The following is a 13,136-nucleotide window of genomic DNA, read 5'->3' on the forward strand; positions in this document are numbered from 1 at the left end:
TTCCAGGTGGGGCCCCGGGGATGGCGTCCCTACATTTTGGCCAGGCGAGCCCGCACTGCCATGAACACGCCGTAGCAGATGAGGCCGGCGCCCACCGCGGCCAGCAGGTACACGCCGAAGGGCTGTTCGCGCAGGGCCCTGAGCCCACCGTCCAGGCCTGTGGATTCATCCGGATGGGCCTGCAGGGCGGCAATGGTGATGAGCATCCCGGTCAGCAGCAGGGCTATGCCCTTGGCGACGTAGCCGGTCACGCCCAAGGCTGAGACGGCCGTCCGGGCAGAGTTGGAAACGGGCATGGTGAGGTGTTTCTCGAAGGTCTTCTTGATGCCGCGGATGCCGTAGATGATCCCGGTGATGGCCATGCCCAGACCCACGAGGACCAGCAGTGCCACGCCGCCGGGGGCCTTCATGACGGCGACGGTGAGGTCGCTCGCCGATTGCTGGTTGTCGCCTCCGGACCCCGTGCCCATGGCGAAGCTGGCCAGTGTCGCGGCGAGGCCGGCAAACACCACGGCCTGCGCTGCCGCCTTGGCTTTCTTAGCGACTTTGTCCTTGGTGGGCAGCCGGTTGTAGTCGAAGACGGCGTCGCTGGCCTGCCAGACGGCAAGGGCCGCGCAGGCGGCAAAGCTTGCCCACAGGAGGAACGGGCCGGCCGGCTGGCTGGCCAGTTCGGAAACAGCCCCGCTGAAGTCAGCATTTCCCGAACCGCCCATGGCGAGGCGGATTGCGATGGCGCCCACCAGAAAGTGCAATAGGCCGCTTACCGCGAAACCCACCCTCGCCAGCAACTCCAGTGCCCGTGAGTTGGTGACGTCCTCCGCCGCGCCTGCGGCGTCCCTGAGTTCTCTTTTGATAACGCTTCCTTCGGGCCAGCACCGCAGGGGCGCAGATTTGCGTGCCCCCGCACAAACCCCATCGTGCCACGCGAAGCCGGCCGCGAACAGTACCAACTCGTGCGCACGGCGGACCCACAATAACTGCGTGGGCGTTGGTGTACCCGGCGATGGGGAGTGTTCCCCATCGCGGGAGAATGGCCACCATGCGACGATATGTCCAGCGATAGAACTAACTCTTAAGACTCTCCGGGGGAGACACCATGACTTTTTACGGCGCCGACGTCAGCCAGCTGCGGGAGCTGGCGAGGGCCGTTGACAAGGCGGCCGCGCTCCTCAGCAGCCGGGCCAGCTCCCTGCAGGGCCAGATCCAGTCCGCGCCATGGAAGGGTGCCGACGGCGAGCTGTTCCGGCAGGACTGGTCCGGCAACCACCGTCCCAGCCTGGAGCGGGTGGCATCCAGCCTCCGCCACAACTCCAAGCTGCTCCTGCAGCACGCAAACGAACAGGCACAGTCCTCTGCCGCGACCGGCGGTGGCGGCAGTGGCGGTGGCGGGACCAGCATCGTGGAAAAAATCAAGGACCTGGGCAGCCGCGCCCAGAACTGGCTGGAGGAACAGGTAGCGAAGGCCGCAGCGGCTGAGGCCCACCGCCAGGATCTGAAGCAAGGCATGGATGACATGCTCAAGGCCAGCCCGGAGGAGCAGGCCAAGTGGTGGGCCAGCCTGTCCGAAGCGGACCGGAAATACCTGATCGAAGGCGCAGACGAGAACGGCCCGTTCGCCGAGGACCTCATGAGGATGGATGGCGGGATTCCCCAGTCCGCCCAGGATCAGGCGAGCGCCCACCTCCGGGAACTCGCCAAGACAGAAACTCCCGTCTACACGGAGACTGGCAAAGCCTCCCTTGATGCCCGGGTTGCCTGGTTCCACGCCGGCGCGGAGGTGGGCACCGTCGTCGTAGAGAACGCAGACGGTTCGGCCACGCTGAAGGTCTACGGGAACGTTGGCGTAGGAGTTAACGACACCACTGGCACGGCAGGGGTCACGCTGAACGGAGAGGCCTCGCGCGAGTACAAATTCGGCAGCGTGGAGGAGGCCATGGCCGCCCGCAACCAGATTTATACGGATCTCCCGCCGGACAGCGTCGGTGAGATCAAGGACGTGGCAGGCAACCCGCCCGGCTACATCCTGGACACCATCAACGGTGCTGCTGACGACAACGGCTCCACCGGCCACGACGACAAAGCCAAGGGAACCCTCTCCCTCGAAGCCAAAGGTGAATCCGGCCCGGCTTCGGGCTCGGCGAAGCTGGATCTTGCCTACGAGCGGAACCTGACGGACGGCACGGCCACCGCCAGCGCCGAGGTGTCGGCCCAGGGCAAGCTGGACCTTGACGGCAAGGTGTTCGAGGCCTCGGGCAAGGGCGGCCTGGAAGTGAACCTGGATAAGAACGGCAACATGGAATCAGTCGCCGTATCCATGGAGGGCACGGTTGCGGCGGGCGCCAGCACGGCTGCCGACCTCCAGGGCGCAAAGGCTGAGTCCAGCGTGACAGTGGGCACTCAGGGCACCGTGAAGATCAACGTTGAGTACTCGCCGGAGAACGCGCCTGTGATCGATAGCTACATGCGCAATATGGCGTTGGGAGACACGGTTGCGGCCGGCCACGACGCCGCCAAGCTCTACGCGGCAGGTTCCGCCACGGTCCAGGTGAACAGTGTGGTGACGGCATCCAACGAGTTCGGCGTTGACCTCAAGGCCGGCGAGGTGGAGGTCAAAACCGAGAACAGGGCAACCACCAACGTGTCCACGTACTATAAGGTCCCGAACGACACCAAGCTCGAGAAGCTCTGACGTCCCGTGCCGGACCCGCACGTGCCAGCCAGCCCCGCCAAGACTTACCGCTAAGGAGCAACCATGTCAGTTCATATCGAGTCCCCGCTGGGATTCACGGCAGACTTCCCCGAGCACACCCAGGTTCTGGAGGACTCCGCCGCCGGGCCAAACACCGAGCAGTATGGCCTGCTGGGCGGTGTCCTGGTGACGGTCGTCAAGGACGACATCTCCGTGACCGGCGCCGCGCAGGCTAACGGCTGGGCACACCTGATGTCAGGCTTCTACCTTGAAGACCGGGCCGGGACCATCCTCACCGAAGGCGAACTGAACGTACCCGGTAAGTCCTCGTACGCCGTCGTGGTCGGATACACGGATCCGGCAGGCGCCGCGAGGGTCGCGGCCACTGTGGGTGTTTGGGAGAACAACCGCTTCATCGGTGTTGTGGTGATCTGGCCGTACGTGAACCCGGAGATCGAGCCGCGGCTGGGGATGCTCAAGGAGATCGTCGCCTCCATCAGCGTGAACTGACCCCACTAAGTAGCACTAAGTGTCGTTTTGACGGCTCAAAACGGCACCTGCTGCCACTCAGTTTCCGTGGCTCAGCGGCGGCGGTAGCAGAGGTCGAAGATCAGCCGGCCTGCTTCGTGGGCCTTCGCCTCGAAACTCGTGCGGATCCGGCCTTCAAAGCGCGGCGCCCAGCCGCCCGTTTCGTCCACGCCCTCGTTGGGGCCGGTATGCGCGGTACTTACCGGCGCCCGGCCTTCGCGGACGGGCGCGCCGCCCACCAGGGTTTCGACGCCGGATTGCCACACCTGGGTGAGCGGGCTTTCCGGGCCGTGGCGCTCGCCGGTGTGGAGGTTTTCGAAGTCCGGCGAGTCCGCGAGGACGTCGCGGACGTGGACAGCGTAGTTGGACCAGTCCGTGGCGACCCGCCACAGCCCGCCCTTGGCGAGTGCCCGTGCCGCCAGCTCGGCGAACTCCGGCTGGATGAGGCGGCGTTTGTGGTGCCGTGACTTGTGCCAGGGATCGGGGAAGAACACCCACAGCTCGCTGACGGATCCCGCCGGCAGCATGGTGGCGAGGACCTCGGGCGCGTTGGCTTCGACCACCCGGACGTTGTTCAGCCCGCGGCTGTTGATCTTGATGATGGTGTTGGCCAGCCCCGGTGTATACACCTCGACCGCCAGGAAGTCCGTGTCCGGGTTTTCCTCGGCCGCGTGGCAGATGGCATCGCCCAGCCCCGAACCGATTTCCACAATCAGCGGTGCCTTGCGGCCGAACTCGGCCTCGGCGTCGAAGGTGTAGTCCGGGTGGACGGACGTGTTCGCAATATGCCGGGGCACATCCAGCGCCCACCGGTCCGAGTGCTCTTCCCACGCCGTCTGGCGGCGCCCCTGGAGGCGGGTGCCGCGGCGCACAAAGCTCACCGGCCTGCCGCCGTACGTGCCGAAAGACGCCTGGGTACCGGGCGTTACCGGGCGCGGGACATGCGGAGGCTGGGGGGATTCTGGGGATTCGCTCATCCCTTCCAGAATACCCGGGGCCCACGCCCACGGCTTGGGCACTCACCTGAGCCACGAACGGGGCGCGATGGAACGCGAAAACGGTCGCCCCGTGAGGTCGGAAAGGAAATGAAATCTCAGAAGAGGATCATAAAGTCCCCATCCATGAGCACGAGCACCAGGCCCATGGCAACCTCGGCCGCCGATATCCACAACGCAGCCACACCAGCCCGCCAACCGTTTGACCGACGCACAAATACGCGGAGCGAAACAATGCCGAGCGTCACGGCGAGCAGGCCAAACAGCGCCGGATAGCTCCACAGCACCAACGGTGCAACCCAGTCCAGCCGCCCAGGGCCCTCGGAAGGCCTCGTGAAGAGGGCCGCCAACAGGCTGAGAGGCCCGGTCAAATACATACTGGCGGGCGCAATGAGGCTGAAGGCGAGGCTGGCTGTCCCTTCGCCGCTGCCGTGGGCCTTCGGCGAGGCCGGGGCCGGCGCAATGGACGGATTGTGCAACGGTGCGAGGCTCATGGTTTCTCCCGAATGCTGTGGCTGGATACCGCTTGCTGATCCCAACCTAGGTTGGCTCCAGGCGGGCCACCAGACCCTTTCCGGCCTATGTGGATAACTTCTCAAGGGCCGGCTGACGCCAAGGCCAGTCCGGGCGTCAGGGCTTGAGGACGCACAATGACAGAATGGGTTCCGTGACCCGTGCTGACAACGTTGACGTGCCTGGACTGCTGATCGACGCCGAAATCGACGACATCCCCCCAGCGGCGCCGACACTCCTTCCGGGCCAGTCGGGCGGCGGTCCGGAGAGCCCGCGGGGCAGCCGCCGCGCGCTCGTGTACCTGGGCCTCTGCCTGGTGCTCATCGGGCTGAACCTGCGCACGGTGTTCTCCAGTTTCGCCGCGGTTCTCCCGGAGATCACGTCCGACGCCGGCCTGCCGGGCTGGGCCGTGGTGGTGCTCACCACCGTGCCCGTCACGCTCCTGGGTGTCTTCGCACCGCTGGCCCCTGTCCTGGCCCGCCGGTTCGGCGCCGAACGCGTCCTGCTCGGCGCCATGGCCGTGCTCACGGCTGGGCTGCTGCTGCGGCCCGCGGACATCGGCGGCCTGGTGCCCGGTGCCGGGCACCTCCCTACTTTGCTGGCGGGAACGGCCGCCTGCGGTGCCGCCATCGCCCTGTGCAACGTGCTGCTGCCAGGTCTCGTGAAGCGCGATTTTCCACACCGGCTGGGTCTCATGGGCGGGCTGTACACCACGGCCATCTGCGCGTCGGCCGCCCTCGGAGCCGGCTTCACCTACCCCGTCTTCACGGCGACGGGGGAGTGGACCTCGGCGCTGTGGTTCTGGGCGGTCCCTGCCGCCGTCGTACTTTTGCTGTTCCTTCCGGTGGCGCTGCGCCAGCACCCCGTCCGGCACCAGGCCGTCAACCTTGGCGTCAACGTGTGGCGGTCTGCGGTGGCGTGGCAGGTGACCATCTTTATGGTGCTGCAGGCCATGATGTCCTTCAGCGTTTTTGCCTGGCTGGCGCCGATCCTGCGCGAACGCGGCGTGGACGGCGGCACGGCCGGCCTGATGGTCTCTGTTTCGATCGTGCTCCAGATGACGGGTTCACTGTTTGCCCCTGCACTGGCGGCGAGGTTCCGTGACCAGCGGGCCATCGCTGTAGTGGTGGCGCTGATGACCGGCGGCGGGTTTGCGCTGAGCATCTTCGGGCCCCTGGAACTCATCTGGGTGTGGACCGGGCTGCTGGGCCTGGGGCAGGGAAGCCTCACCGCGGTTGCCCTGACCCTGATCATGCTGCGGACCCGCGACGGGCACACGGCGGCGCACTTGTCCGGGATGATGCAGGGTGTGGGCTACGGGCTGGGTTCCACCGGCACGCTGATGGTGGGCCAGCTGCACCAGGCCACGGGATCGTTCACGGCCGCCGGGGTGCTGTTCCTGGTGGTCGGGTCCCTGGCCGCGGTGTTCGGTTACCGCGCGGGCCGGAACTGCTACATCGGCGGCTCCAGCCGATCGGGCAAATAGCATGCAGGAACCCGCCCTGCCGTCCACGCACTCCGCCATCACAGCCGGGATCCTGCAGCGACCGTACCTGTGGGTGACCATCGGCGCATGTGCCCTGGTGTTCCTCGCGGCCTTCGAATCGCTCGCCGTGACCACCATCATGCCTGTCGTCAGCCGCGAACTCGATGGCGCCAGCCTGTATGCGCTGGCCTTCGCCGGACCGCTGGCCACCGGCGTGATCGGTATGGTGGCGGCCGGAAACTGGTCGGACCGCCGCGGCCCAACAGTCCCGCTGTACGCCTCCGTGGCGTTGTTCGTTCTGGGCCTGATCATCGCAGGCACGGCCGTGTCCATGCCCCTGCTGGTTGCCGGCCGCCTGGTGCAGGGGCTTGGCGGCGGCGCGCTGACGGTTGCGCTCTACGTGGTGGTGGCCCGCGTCTACCCTGCCGTCCTGCACCCCGGGATATTTGCCGCCTTCTCGGCCGCGTGGGTGATCCCGTCCCTGGTGGGACCGTTCGCGGCCGGCATCGTGGCGGAGGTCCTGAGCTGGCACTGGGTGTTCCTGGGTGTGGTGGGCCTGGTGGTGCCGGCCGTGGTGATGATTGTTCCGGTGCTCCGCGGCATCGACCGGCCTTCTGAGCAGGCCACTGTCCCGCCCTGGGCGCTGGGCCGCCTGGCCTGGGCGGCGCTCGCCGCACTCGCTGTGCTGGGGCTGAACCTCTCCGCCGGAGTCGCTATCGCGGGCGTTCCCGCAGCCCCGGCACTCCTGGCCGCGGCCGCCGTCGTGATTGCCCTCGTGGCCGTGCGGCCCCTGGTTCCCCGTGGAACGCTGCTCGCGCGCCGCGGCCTGCCCAGCGTGATCCTGACCCGCGGCCTGGCATCCGCCGCATTCTTCGGTGCCGAGGTCTACCTGCCGTACCTGCTGATCGAGGAGTACCAGTTCCCGCCGACGTTCGCCGGCCTGGCACTCACCGGAGGCGCATTGTCGTGGGCAGCTGCCGCCGCCATCCAGGGCCGGCTCGGCACCCGGCTGCAGCACCGGGTGGCGGTGCGCATCGGCTCAGCGCTGGTGCTGGGAGCCATTCTCGTCACGTTGGCGACGTCGGCGCTCCACTGGCCGGCCGCCGTCGCGATTGCCGGCTGGCTCTTCGCCGGCGGCGGCATGGGGCTGCTGTATCCGCGGCTCAGCGTGATGACGCTCGCCCTGTCCACCAAGGAAAACGAGGGCTTCAACAGCTCGGCGATGTCCATCTCGGACTCGCTGGGCGGGGCGCTGGCGCTCGCCGCCACGGGCATCGTGTTCGCGGCGTTCACGACGACGGCGGAATCGTTCGCGGGGGTCTTCGCACTGACGGCGGTGGTGGCCGTCGCCGCGGTTGCGGTGGCGCCGCGGGTTTCCCGCTAACCCCGCGAACTAAGCCAGCCGGGTGGCGCGGAGCACGGTGTCGCCGATGATCGCTTCCTCGCCGTCCGGGCCCGAAGCCGTGCGCTCCCGTGTGGTGTTGACCTCCAGCTGCCAGTCCGGCGAGTCCAGGCCGAGCTCCGCCACGAGCTGCGCCGGGGTGTAGTACATCTCCGGTCTGGTGTGGTTTCCCCACGGCGGCAGGTGGTCCGGATGGTGGCCCACGATCAGCAGCGTGCCACCCGGCTTGACCGCCGCAGCCGCCGTCCGCAGCGGACCTTGCCACGCCAGGTGCGGCGAATGCAGGAACTGCGAAGTCACCAGATCGAAGGCGGCCGCGGGCTGCCACTCTTCCAGGTCACACTGTTCCCAGTGGATGCGGCTGGGAATTTCACCGGCTCCCTGCGCGTGCACACTCTCGCGGTCCAGGGCCGCCTTTTCGTGGCCGAGCGCCCGTTCCAGCGCGACGGCGGACACATCGACGGCGGTGACGGTCCAGCCCTGCTGGGCCAGCCAGATGGCGTCGGCCCCTTCGCCGCAGCCCAGGTCCAGGGCCTTGCCCGGCTTCAGTCCCGCGCCTTCGCGGACCAGTTGCGGGTTGGGTTTCCCGCTCCAGAATTTCGGCTTGCTCCGGTACGTTTCGTCCCACGCCTCGGCGGCACTGCGCTGCGGTGCATCCCCCAGCCGCGTGTCGCCGTCGTCCGCTGTGTGGTGGTGGTCCGCACCCTGTTCAGTCATGCCTCAAGCCTGCGCCTGCCGGGCACCCAAAGGCAACGCCCGCACCACCTGCAACACGTGCTTGAAAGAGGCGAAGGCGCGGGGATGGTACGCTTAGGGGACTTGATGTGCAGTGATGCCCGCTCGTCCCTTGATTTGGGAAGCGGGTTTTTTCATGTGAGAGGCACATCCTGCGTCGATGAACGCGTTCCATTTGGTCCCAGCCGCCGCCCTGAATTGGGCAGCAGCACGGTTGATCACCTGACTTTTCTTCGGCGAAACCCTTGAGCCAACCGGCATCGGGGGCCGATATCCGCACGGATACCGCCTGAAAGACCATGAATATATGACTACTTTTGCTGCCCTCGGCACGCCCAAAGAACTTGCCGACACCCTCACCGCCCAGGGAATTGTTGAGCCGTTCCCCATCCAGGTCAAGACCCTCCCGGACACCCTGGCCGGACGCGACGTCCTGGGCCGCGGCCGCACCGGCTCCGGCAAGACCATCGCTTTCGCCATCCCGCTTGTAGCACGACTCGCTGAGCGGGAAGCCAAGCACTTCCGCAAGCCCGGCCGCCCCATGGGCCTGGTCCTGGCACCGACCCGTGAACTGGCCACCCAGATCAACGCCACCATCGAGCCGATGGCCAAGGCCATGGGCCTGACCACCACGGTGATCTACGGCGGCATCTCCCAGGCCCGCCAGGAAAAGGCACTGCGCGCCGGCGTCGACATCGTCATCGCCTGCCCGGGCCGCCTGGAGGACCTGATCCGCCAGCGCATCCTGACCCTCGAAGGCGTCGAGATCACCGTACTGGACGAGGCCGACCACATGGCCGACCTCGGCTTCCTCCCGGTGGTCAAGAAGCTCATGGACATGACCCCCAGCCAGGGCCAGCGCCTGCTGTTCTCCGCCACCCTGGACAACGGCGTGGACAAGATCGTCCAGCGCTACCTGTCCAACCCGCTGACCCACGCCGTGGACGAATCACAGGCCGCGGTGACCACCATGGAGCACCACGTCCTGGTGGTCAACGACCAGACCGTCAAGAAGCAGCTGATCGTTGAGCTCGCCTCCGGCGCCGGCCGCCGCGTCCTCTTTATGCGGACCAAGCACCACGCCCGCAAGCTGGCCAAGACCCTGACCGACGCCGGGATCCCCGCCGTCGATCTGCACGGCAACCTCTCGCAGAACGCCCGTGACCGCAACCTGGCCGAATTTTCCTCCGGTGACGTCCGCGTCCTGGTGGCCACCGACGTCGCAGCCCGCGGCGTCCACGTGGACGACGTCGAACTGGTGATCCACGTGGATCCGCCCACAGAGCACAAGGCATACCTCCACCGCTCAGGCCGTACCGCCCGCGCAGGGTCGGACGGCACCGTTGTCACGCTGACCCTCCCGGAGCAGCAGTCCGACGTCAAGAAGCTCATGAAGGCTGCCGGCGTCGAGGTCAACTTCGAGCGCGTCACCGCCAACTCCCCGCTGGTTGCGGAGCTCGTGGGCGAAATGGCCGACAAGATCGATCCGCGCACCCGCGCCGCTCTTCTCGCCAAGAAGTCCGCAACGCAGGGTGGCGGCACCTCCACGGGTGCCAACGCCGAGCGCAAGCGCGCCCGCCGCAGCCAGGAAGGCCCCACCGCCGGTGGCCGTGGCGGCCGTGGTGGACGTGGACGCGTCTCCGCTGAGCCGACCCGCACCGATCTTCCGCGTGCCGAGCGCCGCGCTGTTGCCTACGAGGGCCGCACCGAGGCCCGGGCAGCATTTGACCGGGTAGCCGAGCAGAACGAGGACCGCGCCATTGCAGCAGCTGCTGCACGCCGCAATTCCCGCGGCCACGGCGCCACAGGCTCCACGCACCGCAACGACGTCCCCGCAGCAGGTGGCCGTGCAGCGGCTGGCCGCGGTTCAGACGGCCGTTCTGATTCACGCGTTACCCGCAGCGATGCTCCCCGTGGCGGCACGGGCCGTCCGGCTACCACCGGCGGACAGCGCGGCGGACGTCCGGCAACGGGCCAGCGCGCAGCCGGAGCCCGCACCGCAGGTGCAGGTGCAGGTGCTCGGACAGGCGGAGGACAGCGCTCTGCAGGTGCTGGTGCAGCCAGCGGCGGCAACGCCGGCAACAAGGCTGTTTGGTCCTCCAACACCGGCGGCACGTCCGGTGGCTCGTACGCCGGTAACGGTGGCGGCAACGGTGGCGGCAGTGGCCGTCCGGCACGCAGCGGTCCCCGCCGCGCGTCGGCCCCGGCCTCGAACGAACGCCGCAGCCGCTAAGGTTTCGGATATCCGCTGCTGAAACGTACAGCCGCTGCCGGGATCCCGGTAGCGGCTGTCCGAATCTGTAGCGGTAAGCCCTACCAGCCGCGGGCGCGCCACTCCTCAAGATGCGGGCGTTCCGCGCCGAGGGTGGTGGGACTGCCGTGGCCCGGGTGCACCACGGTGTCATCCGGGTAGGCTTCAAACAATCGCGCGGTGACATCGTCCAGCAGCGACGTGAACCGCTCAGGATCATTCTGGGTGTTGCCCACGCCGCCCGGGAACAAAGAATCCCCGCTGAAAATGTGGGCAGGCCCTTCCGGGTCCTGGTACACAAACGCGATCGATCCCGGCGTATGTCCGCGCAGGTGGACGGCCGTGAGCTCGAAACCGTCCACGGCGCAGGTGTCCCCATGCTCCAGGGCCCGGTCCACGGAAACTGGCAGCGCCTCGGCGTCGTCCTTTCCGGCAACGGTTGGGGCGCCGGTGGCCGCCACCAGTTCAGGCAGTGCGCGGACATGGTCCCAGTGCTGGTGCGTCGTTGCAATCTGCGCCAGCGTGGGCGTTGCCGACGTATCGGCAGCGGCGTCCGCGAGCATCGCCTGGATGGCCGGAAGGTCGTCCGCGGCATCGATCAGCAGCTGTGCGCCGCTGGCCTTCGCGGTCAGCAGGTACACGTTGTTGTTCATCTCGCTGACGGAGATGCTGCGGATGGTGATGTCGCGTAGGTCGTGAATGAGCGTGTCCATGGGCTTCAGTCTATTCACGGCCCTGGGACACCCAGTTGGGGTCCGCCGAGCGGGAGCCGACGACGGCGTCCGCGGCCTGCTCCAGCGCCTCCAGTTGCGCCGGGGTCAGGTCCAGGGACAGGGCTCCCAGGTTTTCGTCGATCCGGTGCGTCCTGCGCGTGCCGGGGATGGGGACCACGGCCAGTCCCCGCCGTTTGCCCTGCTCCAGCAGCCACGCGAGTGCAACCTGGGCGGGCGTAGCCGACAGCTCGGTTGCGACCGTCCGCACAGCCGCCACGACTCCCTGGTTCGCGTCAAAGGCGTCCGCGGCGAACCGCGGGATCCGGCGTCGGAAGTCGTTGGCTCCGAGGCTGGAAGCGTCCACTGTGCCGGTGAGGAATCCCCGGCCCAGTGGCGAATACGGCACAAAGCCCACGCCCAGGCTGGCCGCGGCCGGAACGACGTTGCGTTCCACGTCGCGGCTCCAGATGGACCATTCGCTTTGGACCGCGGCGATGGGGTGCACGGAGTGGGCTTCGGCCAGCTCCTGCGCGGTCACCTCTGACAGGCCAAGGTGTTTGACCTTGCCCTGCTGCACCAGCCCCGCCATGGCCTCCACGGTTTCCACAATCGGAACGCGGAGGTCACGGCGGTGCATGTAGTAGAGGTCGATCACGTCCGTGCCAAGCCGTTTCAGGCTGGCGTCGATGGCCTGCCGGACGTAGGCGGCATCTCCGCGGACATCCGTGTAGCCGTCAGCCGGCGAGCCCACCAGGGAAAACTTGGTGGCGAGCTGCACTTCACCCCGCCGCTCCTTGAGCAGCTGCGCGATGAGTTGCTCGTTGCTGCCTCCGCCGTAGATGTCCGCGGTGTCAATGAAGCTGACGCCGGCATCCACTGCATGGTGCAGGGTTTTGAGGGCCTCGTGCGGGTCAACCTCGCCGTAGACCGGGGTGAGGGCCATGCCACCGAAGCCGAGGGGGCTGACGGTGAGGCCGTCGCCGAGGTGTACCAATGGTGCAGTCATGAGCGCTCTCCATTCGTTTGTGGATTCTCGTCCCAGCCAAGAACCCCGGCCCTTGCCCGAGTATTCCTAGGAAGTGGTCTGGATTCCCAGCCGGTGTCCTAGCCCCAGGGGATGATCCGGTCGGCGCCCTGGCGCGTTGCCTCGATCATGGCAGCGTTGGCCTCATCCGGGCCGGTCGCCCAGGCTTCCGCCGCGGTCCGTTCCATGCCAAACTCCACGTGCCGGTTCACCAGCCGGTCCAGCCGCAGCGCGGGAGGGGTGTCCATGAACCAGACCTCATCCAGCTGCGCCCGGACATCCTTCCACTCAGGAGTCTCAGCAAGCAGGTAGTTTCCCTCGGTGATCACCAGCGGCACGGACGCCAGAACAGCGATGGAGGCAGCCACCGGTTCGTCCAAAGTCCGCCGGAACTCCGGCGCGTACACCACTGCTTCATCGCGGCGCACCAGCCGCTGCAACAGCGAGAGGTAGCCGCCGACGTCGAACGTGTCCATGGCACCCTTGCGCTGCCGCAGCGGTGTGCCGGTGATGATCGTGTTGCCCAGGTGGAAGCCGTCCATCGGCACTACGACCGCCAGTTCGGCGCCGAACTGCTGCTGGAGCCAGGCCGCAAAGGTCGATTTTCCCGAGCCGGGGGCACCGGTGATGCCCAGCAGCGTCCGCCTGCCGCCGTCGAGCCTGTGCCTGAGTGCGGCCAGGGCTTGCGTTACCTCGGGGGAGTCCATGGCAAAAGCCTAAACCGGAGGCTGGCCCTCCCCGGCCCCAGGCAGGCGGCGGGCAGGAGTGCGCGGCGGTCAAGTCATAGGATTCCCGTTTAG

Annotated in this window: 12 protein-coding genes; 5 read left to right on the forward strand and 7 right to left on the reverse strand. The window is 67.4% G+C overall.

The features are described 5' to 3' along the window. Positions 1 to 29: 29 nt before the first annotated feature. On the reverse strand, positions 30 to 881 hold the full coding sequence (locus NFC73_RS13195; protein ID WP_254750976.1) for a DUF1206 domain-containing protein: 852 nt from the start codon (positions 879 to 881) through the stop codon (positions 30 to 32). Positions 882 to 1,096: 215 nt separating this feature from the next. On the opposite strand from NFC73_RS13195, the gene NFC73_RS13200 reads away from it, so the two are divergent. Next, entirely contained in the window at positions 1,097 to 2,689 is a 1,593-nt protein-coding gene (locus NFC73_RS13200) for a fimbrial protein (protein ID WP_254750882.1), read from the forward strand. Between the two features lie 63 nt (positions 2,690 to 2,752). Continuing rightward, positions 2,753 to 3,199 carry a hypothetical protein gene (locus tag NFC73_RS13205; protein WP_254750884.1) on the forward strand — a complete coding sequence of 149 codons (447 nt, stop codon included), beginning with the start codon at positions 2,753 to 2,755 and terminating at the stop codon, positions 3,197 to 3,199. Between the two features lie 71 nt (positions 3,200 to 3,270). Here NFC73_RS13205 and trmB read toward each other — a convergent pair whose 3' ends face one another. Beyond that, positions 3,271 to 4,194 carry a tRNA (guanosine(46)-N7)-methyltransferase TrmB gene (gene trmB / locus NFC73_RS13210; RefSeq protein ID WP_254750886.1) on the reverse strand — a complete coding sequence of 308 codons (924 nt, stop codon included), beginning with the start codon at positions 4,192 to 4,194 and terminating at the stop codon, positions 3,271 to 3,273. Positions 4,195 to 4,310: 116 nt separating this feature from the next. Continuing rightward, positions 4,311 to 4,706, reverse strand: a complete 396-nt coding sequence (locus NFC73_RS13215; RefSeq protein WP_254750888.1) for a hypothetical protein — start codon at positions 4,704 to 4,706, stop codon at positions 4,311 to 4,313. A gap of 164 nt (positions 4,707 to 4,870) precedes the next feature. Between NFC73_RS13215 and NFC73_RS13220 the strand changes: the two genes are divergently transcribed. Together NFC73_RS13220 and NFC73_RS13225 are read left to right on the forward strand one after the other, a co-directional pair. Continuing rightward, positions 4,871 to 6,211, forward strand: coding sequence for an MFS transporter (locus NFC73_RS13220; RefSeq protein ID WP_372494652.1), 1,341 nt, complete (start codon positions 4,871 to 4,873; stop codon positions 6,209 to 6,211). Between the two features lies 1 nt (position 6,212). Beyond that, complete coding sequence (locus NFC73_RS13225; protein ID WP_254750892.1) at positions 6,213 to 7,595, forward strand: MFS transporter; 1,383 nt, start codon at positions 6,213 to 6,215, stop codon at positions 7,593 to 7,595. 9 nt (positions 7,596 to 7,604) lie between these two features. On the opposite strand, the gene NFC73_RS13230 is transcribed toward NFC73_RS13225, so the two are convergent. Further along, the gene (locus NFC73_RS13230; RefSeq protein ID WP_254750894.1) at positions 7,605 to 8,330 is read right to left on the reverse strand and encodes an SAM-dependent methyltransferase; all 726 of its coding nucleotides are present in this window, start codon (positions 8,328 to 8,330) and stop codon (positions 7,605 to 7,607) included. 325 nt (positions 8,331 to 8,655) lie between these two features. Between NFC73_RS13230 and NFC73_RS13235 the strand changes: the two genes are divergently transcribed. After that, on the forward strand, positions 8,656 to 10,581 hold the full coding sequence (locus NFC73_RS13235) for a DEAD/DEAH box helicase (RefSeq protein WP_254750896.1): 1,926 nt from the start codon (positions 8,656 to 8,658) through the stop codon (positions 10,579 to 10,581). A gap of 80 nt (positions 10,582 to 10,661) precedes the next feature. Here NFC73_RS13235 and NFC73_RS13240 read toward each other — a convergent pair whose 3' ends face one another. From NFC73_RS13240 to NFC73_RS13250, 3 genes are all read right to left on the reverse strand, one after another. Further along, entirely contained in the window at positions 10,662 to 11,312 is a 651-nt protein-coding gene (locus NFC73_RS13240) for an MBL fold metallo-hydrolase (RefSeq protein WP_254750898.1), read from the reverse strand. 10 nt (positions 11,313 to 11,322) lie between these two features. Continuing rightward, complete coding sequence (locus NFC73_RS13245) at positions 11,323 to 12,318, reverse strand: aldo/keto reductase (RefSeq protein ID WP_254750900.1); 996 nt, start codon at positions 12,316 to 12,318, stop codon at positions 11,323 to 11,325. A gap of 98 nt (positions 12,319 to 12,416) precedes the next feature. Continuing rightward, positions 12,417 to 13,043, reverse strand: a complete 627-nt coding sequence (locus NFC73_RS13250; protein ID WP_254750902.1) for a nucleoside/nucleotide kinase family protein — start codon at positions 13,041 to 13,043, stop codon at positions 12,417 to 12,419. Positions 13,044 to 13,136 lie beyond the last annotated feature (93 nt).

Source organism: Pseudarthrobacter humi, from assembly GCF_024294965.1.
Classification (GTDB): Bacteria; Actinomycetota; Actinomycetes; order Actinomycetales; family Micrococcaceae; genus Arthrobacter; species Arthrobacter humi.